2 protein-coding genes are annotated in these 849 nt (G+C 69.7%); both read left to right on the top strand.

What is annotated here, in order from left to right:
• Positions 1-125: 125 nt before the first annotated feature.
• A complete protein-coding gene (locus AC1DYI_RS37165; protein WP_477209075.1) occupies positions 126-587 on the top strand; it encodes a (2Fe-2S)-binding protein in 462 nt (153 codons plus the stop codon).
• Between the two features lie 38 nt (positions 588-625).
• Positions 626-849, top strand: a 224-nt coding sequence (locus AC1DYI_RS37170) for a hypothetical protein (RefSeq protein ID WP_477209076.1), incomplete at its 3' end; no start/stop codon positions are given.

Below are 849 nucleotides of genomic sequence, written 5' to 3' on the forward strand. Positions count from 1 at the left end.
CAAGACGACAACCGGCAGCCGGCGGCGACTTCACCCCCTTGAAAGCCGGTTCCGTCGCTTTGGCGGTGCTGCCGGCCTTGGCGCTGCCTAGCATCGCGCCCAGCCAACCCGCTGGAGCTTCGCCGATGCAACTGAACGTCAACGACAGGCCGCAGAAGATCGCGCCGACCGACCCTGAGATGCCCTTGCTCTGGGTTCTTCGCGAGCAGCTCCACTTGACCGGCACCAAGTACGGCTGCGGCGCCGGCATCTGCGGTGCTTGCACGGTTCATGTGGATGGCGCACCGCTGCGCAGCTGCGTGACGCCGGCCGCCGCACTGGCCGGGCGCCGCATCACGACGATCGAAGGGCTGGCTGCCGCCTCGCCGCAGCACGGCGCTGCACTGCAGCAGGCCTGGATCGAGCACCAGGTGCCGCAATGCGGCTATTGCCAGAGCGGCATGTTGATGGCCGCGGCGGGGCTGCTCGCCTCGACGCCCCAACCGACCGACGAGCAGATCGATGCGGCCATCACCAACCTCTGCCGCTGCGGCACCTATCCGCGCGTCAAGGCCGCGATCAAGCGCGCTGCGGGGTTGGCAGTATGAGGCCGGCAGCTACGTTCTCGGCACCACGCCGGCGTCTGTTGCTCAGTTCGCTGTTCGCCGCCGGCGCCTGGACGATCGGGCTCGACCCGCGCCCTGCCCTCGCGCAGCCCAAGCCGCCGCAGGTCGTCGACCCCAGCGTGCCGGGCTTCGGCATCTGGCTGCGCTTCGAGGGGCCCGGCCTGACGCTGCTGACGAACGTCACCGAGATGGGCCAAGGCACGCCATCGCTGGTGGCCGCCATCGCAGCCGAGGAGCTTGGGCT

The sequence above is a fragment of the Ideonella sp. P3_A4 genome (genome assembly GCF_056403075.1).

Excerpts from the sequence above, each read along its gene's own strand:
- AC1DYI_RS37165 (WP_477209075.1), top strand. The coding sequence starts at position 126 with ATGCAACTGAACGTCAACGACAGGCCGCAGAAGATCGCGCCGACCGAC.